Here is a 26,860-nt window from a genome sequence, read left to right as displayed (position 1 = left end):
ATCGACGTGACACCTCTTCACTGATATATCAGTGATTCAGATCGTATTCCGAGGGAGAGGAGCGGTCAAGAGATTTCTTCCGTTGATTTCCTGGCGTGCGTCTACACCACCTGTGATCACAGAAGACTCGGGGCACAGCAAAGCCGCCGCCCGTCTTGGGGAACAGGCGGCGGCTGAGTTGTCTATGGACTGCCGGTGGGGCAGATCAGTAGCGAGCGGCGGTGCTCATCGGCGGGTTGTACTGCTGGTAGTGGGCCAGCGAGTTGACCGAGATGCCGGACTGCGGATTGCGGGCCTGGGCGATCTGGCCGTCGCCGACGTACACGGCAACGTGGTAGATGCCGGAGGCCGAGCCGTTGGAGGACCAGAACACCAGGTCGCCGACCTGGAGGTTGTCCAGGGAGACGTACTGGCTGGCGGCCGAGTACTGGGCACCGGAGGTGCGCGGCAGGTCGATGCCTGCTGCGGCGAAGGCGGCGCTGGTGAAGCCGGAGCAGTCGTAGCTGGTCGGGCCGTTGCCGCCGTAGGAGTAGGTGGCACCCGAGTTCGCGATCGAGATCGCGGTGGATGCCGCCGTACCCTGCCAGCCGCTGGCCGAGCTGGTGGTGGAGGCGGTCTGCATGGTCATGCCGGCGGACTCGGTGGAGGCCGGGTCGGCGGACGCCGTCTGCGTGGTCTCGGCGGAGGTGCCCGTGGAGGCGGTCTCGGTCGAGGTGCCGGCGGAGCCCGAGAGCTGCAGGGTATCGCCGGGGTAGATGATGCTGGAGGCGCTCAGGCCGTTGGCCGACATCAGCTCGTTCAGGGACACGCCCTGAGCGGAAGCGATGGAGGAGAGGGTGTCACCGGAGCGGACGGTGTAGCTGCCGCTGGTGCTGGCGGTCTCCGTGGTGGCGGAGCCCTGCTGGGTTTGCTCGGTGGCGGGAGCGGTAGTATCCTCCAGCGAGGCCGAGGCGGGGGTGATGCCAGCGACGGAAACGCCGGCAACTGCTGCGGCACCGGCCAGGCCGAAAGTCAGGGACTTGGCGCGGCCGAGGCGGTGCTGACGTGCCTGCTGGGCGGCTTCGATGCGCTCGGCTTCGATGCGGGCGCGGCGGGTCAGGTAAGACATGGTGTTTCTTTCGGTTGACGACTGGTTCGTGATCAGATCGTTATCAACCGTGACAGTCTCGTTATCAAAACGCAACTTGATCTCACCGGAGGTGGCGAAAATCGGCCAGATGCTCGGGGTGTGCACCGCGCCATGATGCGGATCCAGGCGGAGTCTGAATGCAACCTGTTATTAAACTGTGATTATTGATGCGGGGTGCGCGCGAAAAGTTCGCTGGCCGCTGCCGCAACGGCTGCTGCACGCGAGGTGAGAGGAACCTGATGGTCATGAGCGAGCACGATCGGCTCCGCTGGCAGGGCTGGTTCTGTGGGTAGTGACGCCAAGGCTCGGCCCTCATGGGAGACGTCAATGTGAGGGCGTTGAAAAAGGAGGGAGTAGCCGAATCCCCGGGCGACCATGGAGCGGACCAGTTCAAAGCTGGTGGTGCGGTGTGCGATGCGAGGGCGTAGGCCGTGCTGGCGCATCAGCTCCAGGGTGTTCTCGCCCGCCGGTGGCAGGTCCAAGAGGATCAGTGGATCCTCGGCGAGTTCCGTCAGGGGGACCGGGGCGCGGTGGGCGGCCAGGCGATGGTCGGCGGGGAGGATGACCTGCGGCTCGGTGGTGAAGAGGGTGCGCGCGGCCAGTTCGGGTGAGAGGCCGACCTCGTAGGCGATCAGCATGTCCAGGCGCCCGGCGGTGACTTGCTCGGCAAGCTCGGTGGCGGTGCCCTCCACCATGTCGAGCCGCACTCCGGGTAGGTGGGCGCTGACGTGTTCCCAGAGTGGCGGTATCAGGGTGGCGGCCAGGGTGGTGTAACAGCCGAGGCGGACCGGGCCGCGCGGGGCGCCGTCGTGGTCGCCAATATTTAGAACGAGGTCCTCGGCGGTGACGAGAAGGTGTTGCGCGCGGGCGAGGAGGGCCTCCCCGGCTCCGGTGAGTTCCAGGCCGCGGGCCCGGCGTCGCACGCAGAGGCGGACTTTGAGTGCGGTTTCCAGATCGGTGACGGCGCCGGCCACGGCGTTGGGGGTGACGTAGCGTTCCTGGGCTGCGGCGGTAAAGGAGCCCGTGCGGGCGGCGGCGCAGAAGAGTTCGAGCTGGCGCAGGGTGATCTGCGGGGAGCTCGGGGAGGTCGGTGACGAGGAGTCTGCATCCATAACGCAAGAATAGTGCGTTTTTATCGGAGAGATTCTCAGTTGAACTCCGGTTGAGAGGTGGCTCACAGTTAACGGTATGACGACGACTCAGATCGGACTGCTGTGGGGCGTGCACGCCCGGTTCCGCGGCTACCTCGAGCGCCTGGAGGATGGTCGCATTGAGGTGAGTGACGGCGCTCTGATCGATCCCGACCAGCGAATTTTCTTCCCGGCGATGGCGGAGGAGCCGGGGTGCTTCGCCGGGGCCGTTCACTTCACCGGACATCACGGGATGCTCGCCCTCACACTGGCGCGCCCGCAGTTGATGGACGGTCTGCTCACGGTGGAGGATCCGTTTCCGGATTCGGTTCCGGGGGCGCGGCTCGACGTCGTCGTCGTGCGTGAGACCGACGGAACCACGACGCTGACCGAAGCCGGCGCCGACCTGTTTTTGGGCACCTACGCGCCGGGGATGAGCTTCGACCCGGTGACTGTGACTTGTGGAGGAAACGGATGACCACGTCTGCTGGAATGACTGCTGATATGCCTGTTGATGTCGGTTCTGCGCGTCCGGCGCCGGTGGCTGACTGGGTGAGTATTCCCCAGCTGTACCGCGACCCTTTCCCGACGTTTGAGCGGTTGCGTGCCGAGGGTGGGGTGCATTGGGTGCCCGCGGTGGGCCGGTATCTGGTGACCAGCTACGACGCGGTGCACGACACCGAGTTAGACCAGGGCACCTTTTCTGCCGATGAGCAGGGGTCGTTGATGATCCGGGCGATGGGGCACTCGATGCTGCGCAAGGACGACCCGGCTCACCAGGTGGAGCGTCGGGCCTGGCAGCCCGTGCTGCGACCCTCGGCGGTGAAGAAAGCGTGGATGCCGATTTTCCATCGGAACGCCGAACGCTATCTGGCCGAGCTGAGGGCGAAGGGTCCGGAGGCCGACCTGGTGTGGGATTTTGCCGCATCCTACGTGTCGGAGAATCTGCGCGCGATCACGGGGCTGCACAACGTTACCCAAGCTGATCTGCAACGGTGGAGCCAGACCCTGATCGACGCTACCGGCAACTATGCGGACGACCCCGAGGTGTGGGCGCGCGGGGAAGCCTCGTTTAGTGAGGTGGATGCGGCGCTGGACGAGATGCTCGCCTGGCACCGGAAGCACCCGGACGAGTCGCTGATTTCGGCGCTGCTGGCCGCGGGGCAGGAGCAAATGCCGGTGGAATCGATCCGGGCAAATCTGAAGATGACCATCGGCGGCGGACTCAACGAGCCGCGCGATGCGATCGGGGTGGCGGCCTGGGCGCTGCTGCGCGACCCGGAACAGCGCGCACTGGCCACCGCCGGGGCCGGGAACTGGGATGCCGTGTTTGACGAGGCAATCCGCTGGGTGGCGCCGATTGGAATGTATTCGCGCCAGACCACCCGCGACACCGTGCTGCAGGGGGTGGCGCTGCCAGCCGGGGCGAAGCTGGGTATCTGCCTGCTCTCGGCGAACCGGGACGAGAGCCAGTGGCCGCATCCGGAGCGGTTTGAGCAGCGGCGGTCCGGGGAGGGCGCGCACCTGGCATTCGGCAAGGGCGTGCACGTGTGCCTGGGCGCCTGGGTGGCCCGCGCGGAAGTGGCCGAGGTGGCGTTGCCGCGGTTGTTCGCGGAGCTTCCGGAGCTGCGGTTGGTGCCAGAGCGGCCGGCGGTGCCGGGCGGTTGGGTGTTCCGCGGCATGGACGAGATGCCGGTGCGCTGGGGTCCCGCATCGGCGTCGCCGACGGTACCCGAGGCACCTGAGACGGCGGCGGGACCGGCGGTAGCGGTGGTCGGAGCCGGCCCTGCTGGTTGCTATGCGGCCCAGGCGCTGCGTCGTCGCCTGCCGGAGGCGCGGATCACCGTGCTCGATGCCGCCCCGGTGCCCTACGGGCTGGTGCGCACCGGGGTGGCGGCTGACCATCAGGGCACCAAAGCGGTGGCCTCTCAGTTCGCCACCCTGTTTGAGCGCGACGGCGTGGAATTCGTGGGCTCCACGCGGGTGCGGCCCGGTGCGGTGGCGGATGTTTCGATTCACGGTCGCCCCGCTGTGGGTGCCCCGGAGCTGACCAGCCAGCAGGCCGAGGGTGCGGAGCTTTCGTTGTCCCAGCTGCGGCAGTCGCACGACGTCGTGGTGGTGGCCACCGGGCTGCACGCCGATCGTGAATTGCCGGTGCCGGGCGCGACCCTGCCCGGGGTGTACGGATCGGGGCGGATCACCCGGCTGTTGAATTCGTGCCCCATCGAGCACGGGCGGCTACACGACGACGGCGCCTGGCCGGAGTTGGGCGAGACGGCGGTAGTGATCGGCCACGGCAATGTGGCCATGGATGTGGTGCGCCTGCTGGCCTCATCAGAGCAGGCGCTGGCCGCATCCGACGTGCACGCCGAAACGCACCGCCGGCTGCGGAACGGGCTGCGCACCCTGCACGTGGTGGGGCGCTCGCAGCCGGAGCAGGCCAAATTCGACCCGGTGATGCTGCGCGAGATTGTGGACGTGCCGGGACTACGGCATCAGGTGCGCGGTGTCGACGAGGCTCAGCTGGCTCGCGGGCTGGCCGCCGGTGACCCGCGCTGCCAGCTGGTGGCCGAGCTGCGTGAGGCCGGGGAATCGGAAGATCGTGAAGATCCGGACGGGCTGAAGCTGATCTGGTGGTTCGGCACGGCCCCGCACGCGGTGATAGGCACCCCCGACCAGTCCCGTGTGTCCCAGCTGCACCTGAGCTCGGCCGAACATGAGCGCCTGGAGGATTCGGTGCGGCTGCCGGTGGACGCGGTGATCACCGCCATCGGGTTCGAGGCCGAGCACGGGGTCGGCACCGCTCCGTTGGTGCGCGTGGATCCCGAGGCCTCGAGCACCGGACGGGTGGAGCCGGGGCTGTACGTGGCCGGGTGGCTGCGCCGCGGCCCCGTCGGGACGATCCCCTCGCAGCGCACCGACGCCCGCGAACTCGCCGAGACCATCGCCGCCGACCTGGAATCCCGGGGTGTTGTTGACGCCTCCGACGCGTCGGGGCTGACCCCGCTGCGCGCGCATCTGGCTCGGTCCACCACCTACGACGGGTGGCTGATGGTGGACGCCCGGGAGCGCCTCGAGTCCGGAAAAACGGGAGAACACGGGAACCGGCCCCGCACCAAGATCACGGATGCCCGCACCCTGCGGCTCATCGCCGCTTCGGCTACCTCGGTGCCGCAGGGCCAGCGGAGCGCCGGTGCGGCGTCGTCGGAGGGATCCGGGAAGCAACGCACGGACCTGCCAGAGTTGAGCATCCTGTTCGCCACCGAATCCGGGAACGGGGAGTTGGTGGCCGAGGAGCTCGCACAGTATCTGGCCGACCGGTTCGCGGTCACCCTAGTGGATGCCGCCCAGCTCACGGGTGCGGAGGATCTGCGCACTGACGTCCCGACCGTGGTGATCTGCTCGACCTACGGCGACGGCGAACTTCCGGCCTCGGCACGTCCGCTGCACGCGGGCCTGGCCGAGTACGCCCCGGATCTGTCCGGCCTGCGGTACGCGATGTTCGGGCTCGGTGATCGCTCTTATCACGCCACGTATTCGCGCGGTTCGGAGATTCTCGACGCCGCGCTGCGCGACCGCGGCGCTCAGCGGGTTGGGGAGTACGGCCGCCATGATGCCGCCGGTGGGCTGCTCGCCACCGACGTCGCTCGGGACTGGGCCGATGCTACGGTGACTGCGCTGACGGACACTCAGCCCGTCACCGTGAGCTGATCACTCAGCCTTCGGCGCGGCGGTTGGTGCGACGGCGCTGGCCGCCGGAACGAGCTGCCGTTCCGGAGGAGGAGCCACCGGTGCTGGTGCTGTAGCGCGTCTGGGTGCCTGAGTTGCTGGATGAGCCACCGGAGGAGCCGTTGCCGCGACCGCGGTTCCGGCCGCCACGGCCACCACCCTGAGGGCGCTCACCTTGCGTGCGGTCGCCCGGGGCCTCGCCGCCGGAGCGGCCTCGACCGCGACCGCGCGAACCGCTGCGCTGGGCGCCGCCGCGTCCGGCGTTGCGCGAGCCATTCGAATGGCCCGAACCACCGGAGCGGAAAGGCTGCTGGGGCGCCGGAGCCGCCACGGCCAGCTGGGTCTCCAGCTCGGAGGGCGACAGGAACACGCGTGGTCCGGGGGCCAGCTCGTCGAGCAGGGACTCGGTGATGCCGTCGGCGTGAACGGTCGGGTTGATCTTCGCGGCGCGCATCAGCGAGCGAACCTCTCCGCGCTGTTCCTGCCCGGCCAGGGTGATCACGGTCCCGGCCCGACCGGCGCGGGCGGTGCGACCCGAACGGTGCAAATATGCTTTGTGTTCGGCAGGCGGATCCGCGTGTACCACCAGGGCGACGTCGTCGACGTGAATCCCTCGAGCCGCAATATCCGTCGCCACCAGGGTTCCGGCCGAGCCATCGTGGAAGGCGTTCAGGTTGCGGGTACGGGCGTTCTGGCTCAGGTTGCCGTGCAGTTCCAGGGCGGCCACGCCGCGACCGCGCAGCTGCTTGGCGGTGCGCTTGGCGCCGTGCTTGGTGCGGGTGAACACGATGGTGCGGCCCGGGGTGGCGGTCAGCTCGGCCAGGGTGGCCAGGCGGTCGTCACCGTTGACCACCATCACGTGGTGATCCATTTTCGCCACCGGAGACACGGCAGAATCTGCTTCGTGGGTCACCGGGTCCTTGAGGTACTGGTCCACCAGCACCCCGACGCCGGCATCGAGGGTCGCCGAGAACAGCATCTTCTGCGCAGGGCGCGGCACCTGGTTGAGAATGCGGCGCACCATCGGCAGGAAGCCCATGTCGGCCATGTGGTCGGCCTCGTCGATCACCAGCACCTCAATGCCGGAGAGATCCGCGTGGCCCTGGCCCATCAAGTCCAGCAGGCGGCCGGGGCACGCCACCATCACGTCGACGCCGCGCTGCAGCGCCTTGACCTGGGGGTTCTGCCCGACGCCGCCGAAGATGGTGGTCACGCTCAGCCCGGCCACCTCGGCCAGTGGGTCGAGGGATTCGGCGATCTGCAGGGCCAGCTCCCGGGTCGGAGCCAGCACGAGGGAGCGCGGACGGCCCGGCTGGGTGCGGCCGGATCCGGCTTCCATGAGCCGTGCCGCCAGCGGCAGCGAGAAGGCGTAGGTTTTGCCCGAGCCGGTGCGACCCCGGCCGAGCACGTCGCGCCCAGCGAGCGAGTCCGGCAGAGTGGTCTGCTGGATCGGGGTGGGGGAGGTGATGCCGCGCGGGGTGAGGGCCGCTGCCAGAACAGCGGGCACACCGAGGTCGGTGAAGCCTGCGGGCGCGTCAACAGAAAGTACAGAAGAAGTCACGAAAAATAATCCGTCCGGGTGGATGAAAAGTCCCGGCCCTGGCACATCGGAAAATTGCAGCGGCATCAGTGGGCGGCCCGTCAGGGCGCCGGGATGGTGCTGAAAAGAGTGGTGCTGACCGGCATCAACGAGGAAGGTCCAGGTCGATGGGTACTTTCCATTCTACGCTACGACGACGCCGACTGGCGCATCGGCTCGGTCACGCTGTCGCTGCGCTGGCCCGTTCGGTCGGCCCAGCGCGGCGCCGGCGGCGCCCAGTGGGCCAGCCCTTCCAGCAGCTCCTCCGGGGCGCTCGCCACGATGAGTCCCGCCCGGGCCTCGGGCTTCATGAATCCCTTGGCCACGAGGTCGTCGAGCGCAGCGATCAGCGGATCCCAGAATTCGGCGGGGGAGTACAGAGCGACCGGTTTGCGGTGGTTGCCGAGCACCTGCCCCACCCAGACGTCGAAAAACTCCTCGAGAGTGCCAGCGCCGCCGGGTAGTGCGACCATTGCGTCCGAGAGCAGTGTCATCTGCGCTTTGCGGGCGCCCATATCCGGCACCACGGCCAGGTCCGTCAGCCCCGGGTGTGCCAGCTCGGCATCCACCAGATTCTGCGGGATCACCCCGAACACCTCGGCGCCGGCCTGAAGAGCCGTATCGGCGACGACGCCCATCAGTCCGGAGCGACCGCCACCGTAGACCACCGCGTGGCCGGCCTCGGCCAGTGTCCGGGTGACGACTGTGACGTCGTCCACCCAGCGCGGGTCATCCCCGACGGCGGCACCGGTGAACAAGGCAATGCGCAGTGAAGTCATTCTCTTATTCTGCCCGAGCCCGGCCGTCGATTCTCGTTGCCGCCGCGACAGGGACGGTGTGCGGCGCGAGCGCGTTGCTCAGCATGGACAGCGCTTCGGGCACGATGGCGTAGTAAGCCCATCTGCCGCGCTGCTCACGGGTGGCCAGGCCGGCATCGACGAGCTGTTTCATGTGGTGGGAAACCGTGGGCTGCGACAGGCCGACCGGTTCGGTCAGGTCGCACACACAGGCTTCCCCGCCGGACTGCGCCGCGATCATGGACAGCAGCCGGACGCGTGTCGGATCGGCCAGGGCCTTGAACATCCGAGCCAACTGCTGGGCGTCTTCGACCGCGAGTACTCCGCCGGTGACCGGAGTGCAACACTCACCCGCACCAGCGGAGATCAAGGGCAGTGATGTCGTCATGCGTCTGATTCTAGGCCACGTATTGACAAGTATCGATGTATCGAAGAATATCGATACATGGTTGGCCATCCAAGGACGAAGGAGCACGACGATGAGTGCAAGCATTGAGCTGCTCGAGCAGGTCCGCGCTACCAAACCCGCCCACTAATCCCTGCGTTTCCGATATGACGACACCCCTGAATACCACGAAGACCCCAGTGCCTGCGGCTACGACGAGGCGACGGTTGTCAACCCTGGATCAGTGGCTGCCACTCTGGATCGGGCTGGCGATGATCGCTGGCCTTCTCCTTGGCCGCTTCATTCCAGCCCTGGCCGACCAGCTCGCGCGAATGGAAGTTGCCGGTGTTTCGGCGCCGATCGGACTGGGTCTGCTGGTGATGATGTATCCGGTGCTGGCGAAAGTCCGTTATGACAAGATCGCGGCCGTCACCGGTGACAAGCCCCTCCTCGTGTCCTCGCTCGTGTTGAACTGGCTCGTCGGACCGGCGGTCATGTTCGCCCTCGCCTGGGTGTTCCTGGCCGACCTGCCCGAGTACCGCACCGGGCTCATCATCGTGGGCCTCGCGCGGTGTATCGCGATGGTGGTGATCTGGAATGACCTGGCCTGCGGCGATCGAGAAGCCGCCGCCGTGCTGGTCGCGATCAACTCGATCTTCCAAGTCATCGCGTTCTCATTCCTCGGCTGGTTCTACCTCACGGTGCTTCCTGGCTGGCTCGGCCTCGATACCCAGGGACTGGACGTCTCGGTATGGCAGATTGCCCTCAATGTGCTCGTCTTCCTGGGAGTGCCGCTCATCGCCGGGTTTGCCACCCGGTGGATCGGTGAGAAGCGCAAGGGTCGCGACTGGTACGAAGAGCGTTTCGTTCCGAAGATCGGGCCGTGGGCGCTCTACGGTCTGCTGTTCACCATCGTGCTGCTGTTTGCCCTCCAGGGCGAAGCCATCTTGTCCAGCCCACTCGACGTTGCACGCATTGCCCTTCCGCTGCTGATCTACTTCGGCATCATGTGGTTCGTTGGCCTTTTGCTCGGCAAGGTTCTCGGCCTGGGCTATGCGCGCTCGACCACGTTGGCGTTCACCGCAGCAGGCAACAACTTCGAGCTTGCCATCGCTGTCGCCATCGGCACGTTCGGAGCCACCAGCGGACAGGCCTTGGCCGGGGTTGTCGGGCCGCTGATCGAAGTTCCCGTCCTCGTCGGCCTCATCTACGTCTCCCTCTGGACAGCCCACCGGTGGTTCCACGTCAACCCCTACCCAGAAGAAACCGAGGCATCATGACCACCTCACAGCCCCCGATGGTGTTGTTCGTCCGCGTACACAACGCCGGACGATCCCAAATGGCCGCCGCCTACCTCACCCGGCTGGCGGCCGGGCGGGTCGACGTTCGTTCTGCCGGCTCCGAACCCGCCGACCGGCTCAATCCAGCCGTGGTCGAGGCGATGAACGAGGTGGGCATCGACATCACGGACGAACACCCGAAGCTGCTGACCGCCGATGCTGTGCGAGCTGCCGACGTCGTCATCACCATGGGGTGCGGCGATACCTGCCCGATCTACCCCGGCAAACGCTACGACGACTGGCAACTGGATGACCCCGCAGGGCGTGGGATCGAGGCGGTGCGCCCCATCCGCGACGACATCGAGAGCAGAGTCCGTGCGCTCATCGCTGAGCTGACGTGACCAACGAACCTTCCGGAGCACCTGCCAGCGTTCACGTTTCACGCGCTGGCGCGGTTGCCATTCACGGGGCGACGGTCAGGCTGGCCACGTCCAACTCCTCTGAGATGATCCCGTATTCCACCATCAGATCCGCTCCGGACTGCAGGGCGTCGACTTTCAGCTCCGCATCGTAGTCGGGCAGCGCCAGCTCCTCCGCGACGTCGGCGCTGATCTGCGTGTATTCAGGGACCAGCTCCAGATGCAGTTCGCGGTTGTCCGTCAGGTCTTCGGTGGACTGGCGCAGGGCCTCCTGAAAGGCTGCGATCACTTCCGGATTGTTCTCCGCGAACTCGCGGGTGGTGACCCAGCCGCCGACGGGCATGTCCTGGGCGGGGCCAGCGAACATGTCAGCAATGCGCTTCAGGCCAGCCTGACGAGCGAGGGTCTGGAAGGGTTCGACCTGCCAGATCGCATCGACGTTCCCATTCGTGGCGGCAGCGGCCATGTCGGGATTCGGCATCTCGACCAGATCCACCGCGTCGCGGGTCAGTCCCAGTTCCTCGAGCTGTGCGTAGAGCGCGACGGTGCCGATGTTCTGAAGATTGTTGACGGCGAAACTCTTCCCTTCCAGGTCTTCCAGGCTCTCGACGGGGGAATCTTCGGGGACGAAGATGCCGTGATCGTCGGCGGCAATATCGTTACCAGAGATCATCACCACGGGCAGACCGCGCTCGGCCGCCAGAAGTACTGAGGTGTAGTTGCTGTAGAGGATGTCGACGTCGCCGGAAATCAGGGCAGGGATAGCAGCGGCACCACCTTCGGTTTGGGTGAGTTCCGCATCAATCCCGCCGTCGGCGAGGTATCCAGCCTGCTCCGCGTGCACGATGCTTGCGGTATGCACCAGCGGAAAATAGCCGATGGTCACATCGAAGCCGTCGCCACCAGCGGCGGAGCCTTCCGTGGCCGGGGGCTCCTGTGCAGACGAGGCGGAGCCGCATCCGGTGGCAACCAAGGCCGCGCAGACGAGACCGATGACTCCCCAGAGGCGGCGCGGACGGGGTGTGGTGGTCGTGGACATGGTGTTCTCCCTCAGATGGTGGTGATGACGTGCGTTAATGGTCAGGTGGTGTGCAGGCGCAGGGGCAGCGAGGCCCATCCCAGTAGGGTGTTGTTGATCTTGCGCTCCGGTGCGGCGGCGAACTCGAGATGCTCGACTCGCTCCAGCAGGGCGATAAGAATGCAGGCGGCTTCTAGCCGCGCCACATGCTGGCCGGCGCACTGATGAATGCCGCTGCCGAAGGCCACATGACCGGAGGGGTTCCGGTCTAGGTCGAAAGCGTCTGGATTCTCCCAGCGCCGCGGATCACGATTGGCGGCCCCCAAAAACATCAAGACCTTCTGGTCGGTGGGAAGCGTGGTGCCGCCGATACTCACCTCGCGGGTGGTGGTCCGGAAGAAGGTCTGGACCGGGGACTCTAAGCGGAGCGCCTCCTCAAAAGCCCGGCGAACCAGACTCGGATCGTTGCGGAGGCGCTGATACTGCTCCGGGTTCGACGCCAGGTGATACAGCACCGCGGAGATTCCGTACACCGTAGTGTCGACGCCTGCAGTTAGCAGGGACCGGACGATCATCGGGGCCTGCTCCTCGGTGAGATCGCGATGATCCGTCCGTGCCCAAATGTCGGCACCGAAGCCTTCCGCTGACAATGCCTCGCGCGGGCATTGTTGGGCAACCCAGGCCATGACCGGCTTGATGGACTCCATCTCGTCGGTGACGAGGCGGTTGCGTGGACCGAAGGCGTTGAATGCGAAGTTGCCGTAAGGGAGCAGATTCTCGAGCCCGCCTTGCGTCAGGCCCACCGCATCGGGGAAGACCTGCAGCGGATACACCTCCGAGATGGCGGTAACAGCATCCAGCTCCCGGGTGCTACCGATTCCCTGACCCAGCAGCGAGTCCACGAGCCGGTGAGCCGTGTCCATCCAACCCGACTCATAATGGCGCAACCGCCGAGGACCGAGGATCTTCTCCAGTGCGGCCCGCGGTGCATCGTGGCGCGGCGGATCTGCTTCCAGCAGCAGAGATGGTGCGCGCCAGGGTTCCTCCCGGTTGAAGTTACTCAGGCCCACGCCAGCACCGCTGGCGAAATCCTGCCAATTCTCCAGGGTTTCGCGGACCACCTCGTAGCGGGCCACCGCGTAGGTGTCGTACTGGGGGAGATACACGAGATCACGGCCGGCTTCACGCAGCTGCTCGTGCATCGGGTGGGGGTTGGCGAGGACAGCCTCGTCGAAGGGATCAACGTCCACGACGGCTGCCGTCGATGCGATCCGAGGTGCTTCATGAGTAGCGGGACCATCCGCGGATGATGATGGAGCACCAGTGGCTCCCGAGAACGGGCAGCGAGAGGCGGCGAGCGACGTCATGGGAATCCTTTCAGAGATCGAGGACAAGAGAGTCAGACAGGGACCGGGATACGCACGGAAACATGCAGTCGTTGCGGGATCGTTCGTCGTCGTCGAGCAGCGCGTCGCGATGATCGACACGCCCCTCGATGACGCCCACCTCGCAGGTGCCGCAGACACCACGGGAGCACGACGTGATGACGTCGATGCCCGCGTCCGAGAGCACATTCACGACGGAGTCGGAGCTCTTTGCGGTGATGCGGCGACCGCTGCGCGACAGCACGATGTCGAAGGACTCCCGGCTGACCGGCACATCTGCCAGGGGGCTGCTGAATCGCTCGAGGCGCAACTGTGACGGCGGCAAGACAGCACATTCATCCGGTAGAGCGTCCAGCAAGTGCTCCGGCCCGCAGGCGTACACGAGGGTGTGCGGGTCTGGTGTGCCCAGCCACTGCTTCACGGAGGCACGGTGGCCATGGCCTGAGGTGTGCACCGTGACCTGGTTCGAATAACGAGAGGCCAGTTGACGGTAGGCCATGCGTCGCTGATCGCGGCCGAGGTAGAGCAGACGCCAGAGGATGTTCAGATGCTCTGCCTGCTGAATCATCGGTAGCAGCGGGGTGATGCCGATTCCGCCGGCAATGAAGCGATACTCAGTGGCCGGGGCCAGCCGGAAGTTGTTGCGGGGCCCGCCGAAGCGAACCCGGTCGCCGACCCTGAGCTGGTCGTGGATCTCCTGTGAGCCTCCGGAACCGCGAGGATCTCGCTGTACGGCCACTCGGTACTGGTGTGCCTGCCAGCGGTCACCGCACAGGGAATACTGCCGTACGCGGCCGCTTGGCAGAATGAGATCAATATGAGCACCAGGGGCCCAGTCTGGGAGTCGGCCGCCATTTCCGCGCTGCAGAGTGAGCTCGACGACACTGTCAGACACCGGAGTGCGCTGAGTGATGACGAGATCATCGCCGTGTTGATAGATGCTGTCGTGCAATGGACTCCTCCGATCCGCCGAAGTGGTGGTGAATGACGCTGACGCGTCGCCAGCCCACTGTGACATGCATCACGTAAGATGGTGATGCAAGGTTTCCAGTCACCGGAAATGAGGAGAATGTGCCGCAACGACGCGAAGGGCCGGTGTCTGCCTTGGGGCGGCATCTGCGCATTCTTGATGCCTTTGCGGTGGGCACTGCTTTTTTGACGTTGTCAGACATCGCGAGGAGGTCAGAGCTCCCGATCTCCACGGCGCATCGACTGGTGGCCGAGTTGGAGTACGAAGGCCTGCTTGAACGGTTGCCGGATCGTTCGTATCAATTGGGGTTGCGCCTGTGGGAGCTGGCCGCGCGGACACCACGAGCCTTGGGGTTGCGGGAAATCGCTGCGCCCCTGATGCGCCTGGTGCAGGACCAGATTCGGCAGCATACGCAGCTGGGGGTGGATGGTGGATATGACGTGGTGTATCTCGACCGACTCTCGCGGCATGACGCGGTGGTCAACGCCACCGTCGTGGGCGGACGGATCAGCCTGGGGGCCTCTGCCATCGGGCATGTCTTGCTCTTGAACAAGTCAACGGAATTCCTGCAAGAACTCGTCGATTCCGGGATTCGGCATTACACGGATGCCACCCCTCGCACCGTGGCGGAGCTGCAAAGCGTGCTGGACGAGGTGCGATGTCGAGGTGTGGCGATCGCCAACGGCTTTGTTCATCCGCTCGCGCGAGGCATGGCGGCGCCCATTTATGGACCTGACGGCGCGGTGGTAGCCGGCTTGGGAGTGGTGGTCCCGTCAGCTGATCCGGTGAAATCTCGGGACGTGGAGTTGCTACGCTCGGCTGCTGCAGCGATCACCAAACAGTTGCGTAGAGCGTATGTTGATCCTCGGCATCCACATGCATTGCCTGGCGCAAAATTTCGTGTGCTGATCAATTCTTCGGCCTCGTCGATGCAGTACTTCGATGAGGAAACGGGAACTATCTCGGAGCGGGGCGCCCCGGGGCACTAGGGCTACTCGTGGCCATCACGCGCTGGCGCGGATGACCATTTCGGGGGCCAGCTGCTGGGCGGCGACGTCGCGGCCGGCGAGGAGATCGATCAGGGCCTGGAACCCGGTGCGGCCCATCTCATGCATGGGGGAACGGACCGTCGTCAGGTGTACCGCCGAAGCCAGGGGAGTGTCGTTGAACCCGATGAGGGCCAGGTCCTCGGGCACGCGCACGCCGTGCTGGGTAAAAATTCCGATGGCACCAATGGCGGAGAAGTCGTTGGCGGAAAATACGGCTTCCGGCAGGGGCCCGCGCTGGATGAGTTCTTCGGCCGCGGCACGTCCGGCGTCGGCGTCGAACCCGCCCGGAATCACTCGATCTTCCGGCAGGGTGTGTCCGGCTTCTTCAAGGGCCGCGCGGAATCCGGCGAGGCGGTCGCGCGCAGTGGAGGCGCGCAGGTCGCCGGCGATCACGCCGAAACTGGTGCGCCCGCTGGCCAGAAAGTGCTGGGCGGCGAGGCGCCCGCCCTCGTAGTCATTGCAGGTCACCGAAAGATGTCCGGTGGAGCGTCGGTTGACCAACACGAACGGGATGCCGCGGTCCTTCAGCTCATCCAGGTAAGGGTCCTCGAAGAGCGCGTCGCCGAGAATGAGCCCGTCCACACGCCGGTCCAAGAGTTTCTCCACCTTGGCCCGATGCGCCTCCTGGTGGTCCAGGGAGTTGGCCACCACGGTGAAGTAGTCCTGCTCGGTGGCAGCCTCGTCGATGCCCTCATAGATGGTCGCCAGCACGAAGTCCTGTAGGCGCGGGACCACGACGCCGATCATCCGCGACTTCGCGGTGCGCAGCGAGGCGGCGTACGGATTTTTCGAGTATCCGCGCTCGCGGGCCAAATCCAAAATGCGTTGAGCGGTCTCCGGTGAGGCCCAGCGCCCATCAGTGGCATCCGGGTTGTTGAGTACCCGAGACACGGTGGAGGCGTTGAGGCCCAGCTCTTCGGCGAGAGCTTTGAGGGTGACGGAGGACCGACTGTTCACACTGAAACCTTTACACGCTCGAAACACGTTCGAAAACTTTTGTGTTGCGCCTCACATACTCGTGAGCTAATGTCATCATTGCACACGCTACGCAAACGTTTGCGGCATTCGATTGGGTAAGCGTGTGCCCATAGGTTCAACAGCCACAGAAAGCAGGGCGACACAACGTGACCACGGTCAAAATTCTGGGAACGGGCGGAACCATCGCCTCCCGTGCAGTCGACGGGCACGGCGCCGTGGCGTCCGAGCCGGTCGAGAACCTGCTCGACGGTGTGGATCCCGAGGTGACCGTGCGCTCCCGCGATGTGATGACCACCGGCAGCTATCGGCTGACCTTGCGTGACATCCGGCTGATCGCCGAGTCGGTACTCGACGAAGCCGCTCGGCCTGAGCACGACGGCATCGTCGTCACCCACGGCACCGACACCATGGAGGAGACCGCATTTCTGGTTGACCTGGTGCTCGCCGAGCGCGTGCCGGTTGTGTTCACCGGCGCCCAGCGCTCCGCCGATGCCACCGATACCGACGGTCCACGGAATTTGGCCGATGCCGTGCACACAGCGGCCGATCCACGTACCCAGAACTGGGGTGCCGTGATCTGCTTCGACGGCGAGATACGCGCAGCCACACAGACCGCGAAAATGCACACCCTGGCCAGCGCTCCCTTTGCAGGCGGTGCGCTGCTGGGACGCGTGCACTCCGGCCGGCTCTCGCCAGTCGCCGACCCCGTGCGTCGAGCAACCCTAGGGCGCCCGAGTGCAGAATTCGACACCACCCGGGTCGACATCGTTCCGATCTATCCCGGTTCCGACCCGGAGCTGCTCGATCTGCTGGTGGAGCGCAGTACCCAGGGCATCGTGCTGGCCGGCACGGGCTCGGGCAATGCGGGCGCAGGCTACGTCGAGGCGGTGCAGCGTGCCCGCGCTGCCGGCGTCGTCGTCGCTCTCTCCACCCGTGTGCCCTACGGCCCCGTGGTTCCAATCTATGGCAACGGCGGGGGAGTGGATCTGGTGGCCGCCGGAGCGATCCCCACCGGTGCACTGCACCCCTTCCAAGCCCGCATGCTCATGGCGCTGTTGCTGTCCCACGGCGTCCGCGAACCAGATGTGGCCGCGGCTTTTGCGGCCGATGCCACTGACCTCAAACCATCATGCACCCCGCAACACCCATCTGAGTAAGGAGTCACCATGACGAAGAAGATCTATGTTTCCGTGGGCATTGACGTCGACGCTGTCGGCGGATGGCTCGGTTCTTACGGCGGCGAGGACTCTCCCGGCGATATTTCCCGGGGCCTGTTCGCTGGTGAAGTCGGCGTCCCCCGTTTGCTACAGCTAGGTCAGCGCCGCGAGATGCCGGTGACCTGGTTCTGGCCCGGCCACTCCATCGAAACCTTCCCGGAACAGTTCGACCAGGTGGTTGCCGCGGGCCACGAGATCGGCGTGCACGGCTACTCGCACGAGAACCCGCTGGCCATGACGCGCACGCAGGAAGAGGAGATCCTCGATTACTGCACCGATCTCATCACCACCCGTACCGGTACCAAGCCCGTGGGTTACGTGGCCCCCTGGTGGGAGTTCTCCACCGTCACCAACGAACTGCTCGCCGAGCGCGGCTTCCTCTACGACCACTCGCTGATGCACGACGACCACACCCCGTACTACGTGCGCGTCGGCGACGAGTGGACCAAGATCAACTACGACGCCGCCTCCGCCCACGAGTGGATGAAGCCGCTGGTCCGTGGCCAGGAAACAGACCTGATCGAGATCCCGGCCTCCTGGTACCTCGACGACCTTCCCCCGATGATGTTCATCAAGTCCTCGGCCAACTCGCACGGTTTCGTCTCACCGCGCGACATCGAGGACCTGTGGCGCGACCAGTTCGACTGGGTCTACCGCGAGATGGATTACGCCGTCTTCCCCATCACCATTCACCCCGATGTGTCGGGCCGCCCGCAGAACCTGCTGATGCTGGAGCGCCTCTTCGACCACATCGCCTCCCACGACGGCGTCGAATTCGCCTTCATGAAGGACGTTGCCGCCGATTTCGCACAGCGTTTCCCTCGCGCCCAGTAGTCACTCGAGAAGCCTGACTCCCCCGAAAGCTCACCGAAAAGAGCCACCATGACCACCTCCAGCACCACACCTGTGTCCACGGCACCTGCCCCGTGGGATGTGGAGATGACGCCGAAACTGATTCGGAAAGTCTCCCTGGTCTGTTTCGTCGCCTGGGTCGTCTCCGTGTACGACTTCACGCTATTCGGCACCCTGCTGCCCGTCATCGCCGAGGACTTCGGCTGGTCCACCGCCCAGTCCACCAGCATCAATACGCTGGCCCACGTAGGTGTCTTTATCGTCTCGTTGGTCGTAGGCTCCATCATCGACCGGCTGGGACGCCGCAATGCCCTGGTGATCCTGATGCTCGGTGGGGCCCTGGCCTCCGGATTCACCGGTATGGCCACCGGTGCGGTCACCATGATCATCATCCGCTCGATCACCGGGCTCTCGCTGTCCGAGGAAGTCGTCAACGCGGTCTACCTCTCCGAGATCTACCGCAAGGTGAAGAACAAGGGCCTCTTCTACTCCGTGGTCCAAGCCGGCTACCCGATCGGTGCCCTGGTGGCTGCCGGCATGTCGGCCCTGCTGCTGCCCGTGATCGGTTGGCGTTGGAGCTTCGCCGTGGCCGGGCTGCTGGCGTTGTGCGTAGCACTCTGGGCCACTCGCTTGCCTGAATCCCCGGTGTTCGCCGCCATGAAGGAGGCGCGACGCCGCAAGGAGGTGGGCGACGACGACGGTGCCCAGCGACTGCTGGACCAGCACGGTCTGGAGGCAGAATCACACGCACGCACCGGCGTGAAGGACGTCTTCACCCGTGATCTGTGGCGGCACACCACGCTGTTGGCGGCGGCATGGCTCTTCAGCTGGATCGGCATCCAGGTCTTCTCGGTGCTCGGCACTACGGTGCTCGTTGAGGCCAAGGGTGTCAGCTTCGAAAACGCACTCGTCATCCTGGTGGGCGCCAACGCCGTCGGCTTCGTCGGCTACCTCTTCCACGGCTGGCTCGGTGATGCGATCGGGCGCCAGAAAACCGTGGTGCTGGGCTGGCTTGCCGGAGCGGCGTCGTCGCTGATCATGCTGCTGGTGCCTGGCTCGACCTGGTTCGTGATGGCCCTTTACGGCCTGACCCTGTTCTTCCTCACCGGACCCTTCGCCGCGCTGCTCTACTACATGGGCGAATCGTTCCCGGCCCATGTGCGTGGCATGGGCACCAATGTGGCCCACGTGATGGCCCCGCTGGGTGGCATCGTCGGATCCGGGCTGCTCAGCCTGTTGCTCTTCCTCGGACTCGAGATGACCTGGGCCGCCCTGTGCTCCGGCACCATCGGACTGCTGCTGGCGGCCCTGTGCATGATGGGCACGCGACGCATCGACCAAACCGCTACCGACGAATCTGCGGCTGCCCTGACCGTGGTCGACACCCCTCCCACCCCCGAACACTCAACGAAGGAGCACACCCGATGACACGCGACGACGGACTGGGCGGCAAGGTTGCCCTGATCTCGGGTGGCGCCAGCGGGATCGGCCAGGCACTCGCCATCGCCTACGCCCGCGCCGGCGCCCACAGCGTGGTCAACTACTTCCCCGGTGACGAACACGACGTCCAAGCCACGATCGACGCCGTGGAACAGGCCGGAGGTCGCTGCGTGGCCGTGCCGGCGGACGTCCGCTCCGAAGCGGACTGTGCCGAGATGGCGGCGACAGCCGTGCGGGAATTCGGTCGCCTGGACATTGCGGTCGCGGCCGCGGGAATCCTGCGTCGCAACGCCCTGCACGAGATGACCGACGCCGCTTGGAACGACATGCTCGACGTCGATCTGAACGGGGTGTTCCGTGTCTTCCGCGCCGCTGCGGCCGAGATGCACGACGGCGGGGCCATGGTGGCTACCTCCTCGATCGCCGGCGGCGTCTACGGCTGGGAAGAACACGCCCACTACGCCGCGGCGAAATCCGGGGTGCTCGGTCTGTGCCGGTCCCTGGCGGTGGAGTTGGCGCCGCGCGGCATCCGTGTCAACGCGGTCATCCCCGGACTCATCGAAAGCCCGCAGTCCCTGGACGAGAAGAACTCGCTGGGCAAGGACGGGCTCGACGCCGCCGGTGACATCATCCCCTGGGGCCGCGTGGGCACCGTGGACGAATGCGCTCGCACCATCCGCTTCTTGACCAGCGATGACTCCACATATGTCACCGGCCAGCAACTGATCGTCGACGGCGGACTCACCATCCGCTGGCCGAGCTGAGCTCCCGCGGCGACCGGTGACCCCACAGAACCAGACCCAAGGAGTGAAGAACTGATGGCAGAACAGAGCCTGACAAGCAAAACGGCGGTGATCACCGGGGCGGCCAGCGGTATTGGTGAGGCCATCGCCGACCTGTTCATCGCCGAAGGCGCGGCCGTCGCCGTGCTCGATCTCAACGAGGAGCGCGCTGCGGCCACGGCGGAGCGGCTGTCCGAGCGGGGCGCCGCCCACGCGGTCGCCGTGGACGTCATGGACTCCGATTCCGTGCGCGCCGGCATCGACCGGGCAGCGGAGCTGCTGGGCGGCATCGACATCGTGGTCGCCGCGGCGGGAATTCTGGATGAGACCCCGCTGGCGGAGATGAGCGTGGAGACATTCGACCGCACGGTTGCGGTGGATCTGCGCGGTGTCTTCCTGGCGTCGCGCTGGGCCTTGCCGCATCTGATCGAGCGCGGCGGCGGGCGCATCATCAACATCGCCTCGCAGCTGGGCATCAAGGGCGGGGTGGGGCTGACCCACTATGTGGCGGCCAAGGCTGGGGTGATCGGCATGACCAAGGCCATGGCCTTGGAGCTGGCGCCGCATCAGATCCTGGTCAACACCATCGCCCCTGGTCCGATCGAGACTCCGTTGGTCGACGGGCTGAGCCCGGAATGGAAGCAGACGAAACAAGCCGAGCTGCCGATCGGACGCTTCGGTACCGCGGCCGAAGTGGCGCCGACCGCGTTGTTACTCGCCTCATCGCCTGGTGGCGACCTCTACACGGGGCAAACCCTCGGGCCGAACAGCGGCGACGTGATGCCCTAATGTGTGGCGCTTGCGGAGGTGGTCGACCGGTCTCGGCGACCACCGCCCTGATCAACCAGCACGGTGTGAAAAACACCGTGCTGGTTGCGTTGCGCGCCCAGCTGCCCCGAGGGTGGGCGCTCAGCGTACAGGGAGATACCTGGGTTTTGCGGTCGGCGACCGGATCACAGCGTGTTTACCCCGATATTGACGATCTATTGCACGAGCTTTTTCAGCGGTGGAGCATCTCGGCTCCCGCAGTATTGCAACGATCCTCAGGCTTGTGACGCGATTCACTGAAGATCTGATGAAGTTTTTTCGTGAGGATTTGTTCGCGGCCTCGTCTGTAGTGGTGTCTGGACAAAACATGCCTCGCCCGTCATGACGGCAGGGGCGGTAAGACACCAATGAAGGGGGCGATGGCTGCCGCGAGCAACTCAACGACTCCGTGCCGTGTGGCATGGTGTCAATTCGGCATGAGTGGGTGTGCGAGCGCCGCTGGGTGATCTGCTCTGACGGTCGTGCGCGCCTGCCTAGGATGCCCGTCAGTACTTTAATGCTACTTGCCAGTATGTTCCTGATGCGAATTCGGTGCGCGTAACACTTCTCCGAAGACCCACCGTTATTGGCGTCTTCATGTTATTTTTAATTGAAGAATCACCTGGTGACTCAGTTCAATGGCATAACACTCGCTCCGGCATCGGTAGACCGTGGTTCGCCGCGCCCTCATCTCCATACTCCAGAGGAATAGATCACTGTGACTCCCGTTTCAGAATGCCTGGATCAGGCGTGCGAAATTTCATCGACGAGCTTCGACATCATGATGACCGTCGGGCGATTCTTGATGACGCTCTCGGCAGGTCTGTTCGCGGCCTATGTCGTTTTCTTCGGCGGCGCACTGCTGCTGTTCGCTCTGCGTGACCGGCTGTCCCCGAAGACAGTTACCACCGGTCGCGACGGCGATAGCCCTGCTTCTCCATCGAAGGGCCCGGTGACCGTGTCGGCGCCGGTTCTCGAGGGTCGATCTGCCGCACCGGCGTTTGCGCGCACCTCGGCCGCCAAGCACAGCTACGGCTCACCTAGCCGTACGTTCCAGCCGTCCAGCGCTCAAGGGGGCGCATCGCTGTGATCATGCTTTTCGGCCACCGGGTCGATGTGGTCCTGATTATCGCGTTGCTGCTGATCGTCAGTGCCGTCGCCTACGGTGTCACGCTCTTGATTCTGTCGCGCTTTGAGCGCAAAGGTCGCCCGGCGGATGAGAATACTGAAGCGGCTGCGGCCTTTGCCGAGCAGGCGCACGTCGTTTTCGTCATCCCCTGCCTGAACGAGGAACGGGTGATCGGCAACAGCCTCGATCGCCTCAGCTCCTTTGAGAGCGACCGGATGACCTTCCTGGTGATCGATGATGGCTCTGACGACAACACGGCGGCGATCGTGGAGGCGCACCCGGATGAGCGCGTGAAACTCCTGCGTCGCGTGGCCCCGAATGCCCGTCAGGGCAAAGGGGAGGCGCTGAACGCGGCCCTGCCGTTGATCCGCCGCGGTCTGGTGGCCCCCGGTGTGGACCCGCAGAGTGTGATCGTCTGCGTTATTGATGCCGACGGTCGACTCGACCCCGAGTCCATGGACAAGGTGCTGCCGCTGTTCATCGACCCTGATTTGGGTGCCGTGCAGATCGGCGTGCGCATCAACAACCGCTCGTCCAACCTGCTGGCACGCATGCAGGATATTGAGTTCGTGCTCTACACGAAGGTGTTCCAGCGAGGTCGGCGTCACTTCAACAGCGTGGGCCTGGGCGGCAATGGCCAGTTCGTCCGCCTGGCGGCGCTGAACATGCTGGGCGAAAAACCATGGTCGCGCAGCCTCGCCGAAGATCTTGATCTGGGCGTGCAGTTGATGGTCAACGGGTGGAACACGGAGTTTGAATCCTCCGTTGCCGTGCATCAGCAGGGGCTGGAAGATATCAATCGCTGGGTGAAACAGCGCACCCGCTGGTTCCAGGGGCACCTGCAGAGCTGGACCATGATCCCGTGGGTCATGCGTAATCTCTCGGGCCGACGGCGCGTGGACCTGACCTACCACCTCAGCTCGCCGATCCTGCTGTTGCTTGGTTCGCTGATGTCGATCGCCTTCGCGATGTGGTCGGGCTACCTCGTGGTCGCCGCTGCCACCATGACCCTGCAGTTTTCGCCATGGTGGATCACCGCGTACCTCATTGCCTTCGGTGTGCCGCTCCTGTACGGGCTCGTCTATTGGCAACAGAACCGCCACGACGGCAGCGGGCTGATCAAAACGTTCTTGTTAATGCACGTGTTCACCTTGTACTCAACACTGTGGTTCCTCGCCGGATGGCGCGCCACCTGGAAGACCCTGCGCGGTGAGATGGGCTGGTCCAAAACCGAGCGCATCGAAGAGCACGCCGTCGAAGATGCCGCAGAAGACCCGGTGAACCACCACGCCAAGGCGTGAGGACGATGACCATGATGACGACCGAGAAGCGAGGGGCCTACCGCATGGTTGCACGCACCCGACGGCGAACCGCGATCTGGGCGGCGGTAGCTGCCCTGATCCTGGTCGTCACGTTGGTCATCGTCATGATGACGCGCGCTGAAAACGAATGGCACGAGGGGGAAACCTACGGCACCTGGCAGGTCCGCTATAACGGGCACGGCACTGTGACCGGGGATGAATCGTCGGTCACCCTCGAACCGAAATCCGCAGAATCCTGGGACGTCACCCACGGCGGGCTGGTGCACACCGTCGGTCAGTGCGACAGCCCCGAATTCTCCCTCACGGTGCATACCGAGGCCGCCGTCCGACAGGGCGAGCCCAACGTGTGGGAAGTCGGCTGGGTGCTGTGGAACTTCACGGACGACACCCACTTCTATGCGATCGTGCTCAAGCCCAATGGCTGGGAGCTGTCTAAGCAGGACGCCGACTACCCCGGGAACCAGCGCTTCCTCGCCTCCGGCTCGGACCGTACCTTCCCCATCGGCCAGGACTATCGCGTCACCGTGGAACAGGACGGCGCCACGGCCACCGTGTACGTCGACGGGGAAGAACTCGTCACCTACACCGACGAAGACCAGCCCTACCTTCTCGGCAGCATCGGCCTCTACACGGAAGACGCGCGCGTGCGCTTCTCCGATTTCGAGCTCCCCGACTGCGCTCGCACCACCGGCTAGGCCGCAGCCCACCACGAACGCTCCAGTACACAAGGACAGATAGAACATCATGGACAGTCCGTCATATCGACTTTCCCGCAAGACAAAATTCGGATGGATTTCGGCCGCCCTGCTCGTGCCGATCATCGCCGTCGGCGCCATCTTTTGGGTGACCGACGATTCCCTGGTTCCCTTCGAAAACTCCGCGCTCACCGAGGAATTCATCCACGGTGTGCCCGCCGGCGTGGCCGCTGAAGACACCAGCCCCATCCTGGACACCCGCTACGGCAACGAAGGCGGCACCGAAACCCTGGTGGTCTATGACGAAAACGCCCCCGAAGACGTCAAGGCCGATATTTACGCCATCCTGGCGGCTAACCTGGCCACCCACTTCGGCATGACCGAGATCCGGCAGCTGGACGAGTACAAGGCCGGCGACATCAACGCCTACGACGCCCTGATTTACGTCGGCGCGAGTTACTCCACCGAGGTGCCGACCGCCCTGCTCGACGACGTGCGGGCCGGAGAGGTACCGGTGATGTGGCTGGGCTACAACGTGTCCCAGCTCGCCGACCGTGATGCCGAAGCGGGTGTCTCCTTCGTGGATCAGTACGGCTGGGACCCGATGAACCGCGTCGCCGTCGACGGCACCGTGGTTGACGAGCTCGAGTACGGTGAGCACACCGTGACCCGTGCGGTGGAAACCGGTGGATCCGTCAACGTGCCCCGTGAGCTCTCCGACGACGTCGACGTGCTGGCCACCGGATACTGCCACCAGGAAAACGAGCCAGTGGTGTGCGCCGAGGGCCTCGACGAGACCAGCGCCCCCTGGGTGTTCCGCTCGGATAACCTCACCGTGGTCACCGAGATCCCGTTCCACTACCTCAACACCAACGGGCTCTACACCATCTACTCCGACCTCTACTACGAGCTACTCGACTCGGACATTGAGCCCGTCCGCCAGGCCGCGGTGCGATTCGAAGACGTGGGCCCGGAAGCCAACCCCCAGCACCTGCGCGACATTGCGGACTACCTCTCCTCTGTTGATGTGCCCTTCCAAGTGGCTGTGGTGCCGGTGATGGTGGACGTCACCCCGGACGGCGATGACTATTACGGACTGTCGCTGCTGGATTCCCCCGAGGTAGTGGAGGCGCTGAAGTACATGCAGGAGCGAGGCGGAACCCTGATCCAGCACGGCACCACGCACCAATATTCCTCGGACCGTAACCCCTACTCGGTGCGTTCCGGTGAGGACTACGAGTTCTACGCCCACCGTTGCTCGGCTACCGAGGAACCGCCCTACGAATGGGAAGAATGCAAGCAGGACTCCTGGATTCGTAAGCTCGGACCGGTTGCCGCCGACTCCATTGACGACCACAAGGCCCGCATGGAGCGCGGCAAGGAAATCATGATCGAGGCCGGGCTCGGCGAGCCCACCGTCTTCGAAACCCCGCACTACTCCGGGTCCATCAATTCCTACCTGGCCATGGCCGAAGAATACGACGCCCGCTACGACCAGGTCGAGTACTACGGCGGCTCCATCTCCCACGGCGAGATCACCCCGGAAAACAGCGTCAGCCAGGTGTTCCCGTACTCGGTAAACGATATCTACGGATCCACCGTCTACCCGGAGAACATCGAGAACGTCACCGAAGTCGAGCAAAACAACCACGCCCCACGGCCGCCATCGTCACTCTTGAAACGCGCGGAAAACAACCTGGTGGTGCGCGAATCCACCGCCAGCTTCTACTTCCACCCGTTCCTCGACCACGACTACCTGCGCCAGATGGTCGAAGGGCTCCAAGAGCTGGATTACGAGTTCGTCTCCGTCACCGACCTGCGCTGATCCAGGGCGATGCGCAGAGTGTGCGCCACCGAGAGGGCCGTGAGCCCGGAGGTCTTCGGATTCTCCGGGCTCGGCGCGGACTCGAAGCTGAACATCAACCGACCCGCCGGCCCGGAGGCGCTCATTTCGTGCGTGCTCAACTCGGCGTCGGGATCGGCCAACAATTCAACCTCGACCCGCTGCAACGACGCCGCCAACTGCTCGACGTCGTCACCGGGAAACCCGCCGCGGGTGGCCCAGGCCAGGGCGACCGCCACATTGACATTGCCCGGAAACAGTTCGATGGCCTCGGCAGGATGACCCGAAAACACGGTCACCGGATCCTCGCCCGGGGCGAGGCGACGCAGCTGCTGGGTTTGCTCCGTATCCATCCACGGGCGGATCAGCGACGATGCCAGCTTCCGAGTGCGGATCCGCACGGTATCGAGCCCGCCGGCCTCCGCGGCCGAGGCGAGCACGTCGAATCCGCCGATCGCCCCGTGGGTGACCCACAGCCGCCCCGGGCCCGACAGCAACGCCCGGGCGGTGTCAGGATCGGCTAGTGCCCCCACCGAAGCGAGCACGAGGACGCGCCCGGAGCCGATCACGTCGGGGCCGCGCTGCCGGGCGGGGGACACCCCGGCGCACTCCACCACCAGATCGACGTCGTCCAGGGCCGCCTGCCAGTCCACGTTGGTGACGCCCGGGCGGAGGTCCACCCCGTGATCACCCCGCTCACGATGCGCTTCGACGTCGCGTACCACCGCGGTGAGGTGCATCGCACCGGACTCACGCTCCGGACGCAACTGATCCGCCAGCTGGCGCCCGATCGCTCCGAATCCCCACAGCAACACCCTGATAGTCATGCCCCTAGCCTGTCATGCCGCTGCGCGTAGCGTCACGCATCACACCAGCCCGGAGTTCCGGCACGAGATCGATAGACTGGGGCACCGTGCCCACCCCA

24 protein-coding genes are annotated in these 26,860 nt (G+C 65.2%); 14 read left to right on the top strand and 10 right to left on the bottom strand.

The genetic code is table 11. From position 1 onward, the window contains the following. Positions 1-205 precede the first annotated feature (205 nt). Positions 206-1,234 (bottom strand): C40 family peptidase, encoded by a 1,029-nt coding sequence (locus P8192_RS13985; RefSeq protein ID WP_278157609.1) that lies wholly within the window; start codon positions 1,232-1,234, stop codon positions 206-208. Positions 1,235-1,290: 56 nt separating this feature from the next. Beyond that, complete coding sequence (locus P8192_RS13980; RefSeq protein ID WP_278157608.1) at positions 1,291-2,241, bottom strand: LysR family transcriptional regulator; 951 nt, start codon at positions 2,239-2,241, stop codon at positions 1,291-1,293. A 76-nt stretch (positions 2,242-2,317) separates the two neighbouring features. On the opposite strand from P8192_RS13980, the gene P8192_RS13975 reads away from it, so the two are divergent. Then, complete coding sequence (locus P8192_RS13975) at positions 2,318-2,737, top strand: HtaA domain-containing protein (protein WP_278157607.1); 420 nt, start codon at positions 2,318-2,320, stop codon at positions 2,735-2,737. Next, positions 2,734-5,970 carry a cytochrome P450 gene (locus P8192_RS13970; RefSeq protein WP_278157606.1) on the top strand — a complete coding sequence of 1,079 codons (3,237 nt, stop codon included), beginning with the start codon at positions 2,734-2,736 and terminating at the stop codon, positions 5,968-5,970. The genes P8192_RS13975 and P8192_RS13970 overlap by 4 nt, the downstream gene beginning before the upstream one ends. A 4-nt stretch (positions 5,971-5,974) precedes the next feature. Here the strand turns inward: P8192_RS13970 and P8192_RS13965 are convergent, their stop codons facing one another. From P8192_RS13965 to P8192_RS13955, 3 genes are all read right to left on the bottom strand, one after another. Further along, complete coding sequence (locus P8192_RS13965) at positions 5,975-7,549, bottom strand: DEAD/DEAH box helicase (protein ID WP_278157605.1); 1,575 nt, start codon at positions 7,547-7,549, stop codon at positions 5,975-5,977. A gap of 167 nt (positions 7,550-7,716) precedes the next feature. Beyond that, a complete protein-coding gene (locus P8192_RS13960) occupies positions 7,717-8,346 on the bottom strand; it encodes a TIGR00730 family Rossman fold protein (protein WP_278157604.1) in 630 nt (209 codons plus the stop codon). Positions 8,347-8,350: 4 nt separating this feature from the next. Then, a complete protein-coding gene (locus tag P8192_RS13955) occupies positions 8,351-8,752 on the bottom strand; it encodes an ArsR/SmtB family transcription factor (RefSeq protein WP_278157603.1) in 402 nt (133 codons plus the stop codon). Between the two features lie 164 nt (positions 8,753-8,916). Here P8192_RS13955 and arsB point away from each other — a divergent pair, with 164 nt between their 5' ends. Both arsB and P8192_RS13945 read left to right on the top strand, forming a co-directional pair. Next, positions 8,917-10,029, top strand: coding sequence for an ACR3 family arsenite efflux transporter (gene arsB, locus P8192_RS13950; protein ID WP_278157602.1), 1,113 nt, complete (start codon positions 8,917-8,919; stop codon positions 10,027-10,029). Beyond that, positions 10,026-10,430, top strand: coding sequence for an arsenate reductase ArsC (locus P8192_RS13945; RefSeq protein WP_278157601.1), 405 nt, complete (start codon positions 10,026-10,028; stop codon positions 10,428-10,430). The genes arsB and P8192_RS13945 overlap by 4 nt, the downstream gene beginning before the upstream one ends. A gap of 61 nt (positions 10,431-10,491) precedes the next feature. Here P8192_RS13945 and P8192_RS13940 read toward each other — a convergent pair whose 3' ends face one another. Genes P8192_RS13940 through P8192_RS13930 form a run of 3 tightly spaced genes read right to left on the bottom strand, consistent with a single transcriptional unit; the run spans position 10,492 to position 13,803 of the window. After that, entirely contained in the window at positions 10,492-11,487 is a 996-nt protein-coding gene (locus P8192_RS13940; RefSeq protein ID WP_278157600.1) for an ABC transporter substrate-binding protein, read from the bottom strand. A gap of 41 nt (positions 11,488-11,528) precedes the next feature. Further along, positions 11,529-12,833: a cytochrome P450 gene (locus P8192_RS13935; protein WP_278157599.1), complete on the bottom strand. Its 1,305-nt coding sequence runs from the start codon at positions 12,831-12,833 to the stop codon at positions 11,529-11,531. A 10-nt stretch (positions 12,834-12,843) separates the two neighbouring features. Then, complete coding sequence (locus tag P8192_RS13930) at positions 12,844-13,803, bottom strand: PDR/VanB family oxidoreductase (protein WP_278157598.1); 960 nt, start codon at positions 13,801-13,803, stop codon at positions 12,844-12,846. Between the two features lie 119 nt (positions 13,804-13,922). Here P8192_RS13930 and P8192_RS13925 point away from each other — a divergent pair, with 119 nt between their 5' ends. Beyond that, positions 13,923-14,810: an IclR family transcriptional regulator gene (locus P8192_RS13925; protein ID WP_278157597.1), complete on the top strand. Its 888-nt coding sequence runs from the start codon at positions 13,923-13,925 to the stop codon at positions 14,808-14,810. A gap of 15 nt (positions 14,811-14,825) precedes the next feature. Here the strand turns inward: P8192_RS13925 and P8192_RS13920 are convergent, their stop codons facing one another. Next, positions 14,826-15,827, bottom strand: coding sequence for a LacI family DNA-binding transcriptional regulator (locus P8192_RS13920; protein ID WP_278157596.1), 1,002 nt, complete (start codon positions 15,825-15,827; stop codon positions 14,826-14,828). Between the two features lie 167 nt (positions 15,828-15,994). Between P8192_RS13920 and P8192_RS13915 the strand changes: the two genes are divergently transcribed. From P8192_RS13915 to P8192_RS13875, 9 genes are all read left to right on the top strand, one after another. Next, positions 15,995-17,005, top strand: coding sequence for an asparaginase (locus P8192_RS13915; RefSeq protein WP_278157595.1), 1,011 nt, complete (start codon positions 15,995-15,997; stop codon positions 17,003-17,005). A 9-nt stretch (positions 17,006-17,014) separates the two neighbouring features. Next, positions 17,015-17,899 carry a polysaccharide deacetylase family protein gene (locus P8192_RS13910; protein ID WP_278157594.1) on the top strand — a complete coding sequence of 295 codons (885 nt, stop codon included), beginning with the start codon at positions 17,015-17,017 and terminating at the stop codon, positions 17,897-17,899. 48 nt (positions 17,900-17,947) lie between these two features. Further along, complete coding sequence (locus tag P8192_RS13905; protein WP_278157593.1) at positions 17,948-19,345, top strand: MFS transporter; 1,398 nt, start codon at positions 17,948-17,950, stop codon at positions 19,343-19,345. Continuing rightward, on the top strand, positions 19,342-20,121 hold the full coding sequence (locus P8192_RS13900) for an SDR family NAD(P)-dependent oxidoreductase (RefSeq protein ID WP_278157592.1): 780 nt from the start codon (positions 19,342-19,344) through the stop codon (positions 20,119-20,121). The genes P8192_RS13905 and P8192_RS13900 overlap by 4 nt, the downstream gene beginning before the upstream one ends. A 54-nt stretch (positions 20,122-20,175) precedes the next feature. After that, positions 20,176-20,928: an SDR family NAD(P)-dependent oxidoreductase gene (locus P8192_RS13895; protein WP_278157591.1), complete on the top strand. Its 753-nt coding sequence runs from the start codon at positions 20,176-20,178 to the stop codon at positions 20,926-20,928. Positions 20,929-21,664: 736 nt separating this feature from the next. Continuing rightward, complete coding sequence (locus P8192_RS13890) at positions 21,665-22,036, top strand: hypothetical protein (protein ID WP_278157590.1); 372 nt, start codon at positions 21,665-21,667, stop codon at positions 22,034-22,036. A gap of 2 nt (positions 22,037-22,038) precedes the next feature. Beyond that, positions 22,039-23,376: a glycosyltransferase family 2 protein gene (locus tag P8192_RS13885; protein ID WP_278157589.1), complete on the top strand. Its 1,338-nt coding sequence runs from the start codon at positions 22,039-22,041 to the stop codon at positions 23,374-23,376. A gap of 11 nt (positions 23,377-23,387) precedes the next feature. Next, positions 23,388-24,092, top strand: coding sequence for a calcium-binding protein (locus P8192_RS13880; RefSeq protein ID WP_278157588.1), 705 nt, complete (start codon positions 23,388-23,390; stop codon positions 24,090-24,092). A 49-nt stretch (positions 24,093-24,141) separates the two neighbouring features. After that, positions 24,142-25,917, top strand: coding sequence for a DUF2334 domain-containing protein (locus tag P8192_RS13875; protein ID WP_270106928.1), 1,776 nt, complete (start codon positions 24,142-24,144; stop codon positions 25,915-25,917). Here the strand turns inward: P8192_RS13875 and P8192_RS13870 are convergent. Then, positions 25,884-26,762, bottom strand: coding sequence for an aspartate dehydrogenase domain-containing protein (locus tag P8192_RS13870; protein ID WP_278157587.1), 879 nt, complete (start codon positions 26,760-26,762; stop codon positions 25,884-25,886). The two genes, P8192_RS13875 and P8192_RS13870, sit on opposite strands and share 34 nt — an antisense overlap. Positions 26,763-26,860: the final 98 nt, after the last annotated feature.

It is taken from the genome of Citricoccus muralis (assembly GCF_029637705.1).
In the GTDB taxonomy this organism is placed as follows: Bacteria; Actinomycetota; Actinomycetes; order Actinomycetales; family Micrococcaceae; genus CmP2.
The sequence above is the reverse complement of the archived record's forward strand: the minus strand, read 5'-3'. Positions and strand labels throughout refer to the sequence as shown.